Genomic DNA, 228 nt, shown 5'->3' with positions numbered 1-228 from the left:
ACCTGCAACAACTGCACCGCTTTCATTGAAGATAGAAACGCTCGTGAGAGGATCAATCTTCGAAGAAGTGGTGATGGTGAACTTGAGGTTCTGAACCGAAACTGCTTCACCAGTGAAGTTGGTAGCAAAACCGCCGAGGACAGTATTCGAGATACCGGCCGGGATGTTCTGAGCAGCAACTTCAGTTGCCTTAGCAATTGTGGTTACCGTACCTGCCTTGATGGTCAC

Annotated in this window: 1 protein-coding gene; it reads right to left on the bottom strand. The window is 49.1% G+C overall.

What is annotated here, in order from left to right:
- Positions 1-228 (bottom strand): hypothetical protein (locus RYX56_RS25745; RefSeq protein WP_317124563.1); only part of this gene is annotated, 228 nt, incomplete at both ends.

Source organism: Alkalihalophilus lindianensis (assembly GCF_032843265.1).
GTDB lineage: Bacteria > Bacillota > Bacilli > Bacillales > Bacillaceae_D > Alkalihalophilus > Alkalihalophilus lindianensis.
This window is presented reverse-complemented; position numbering and strand designations above follow the sequence as displayed.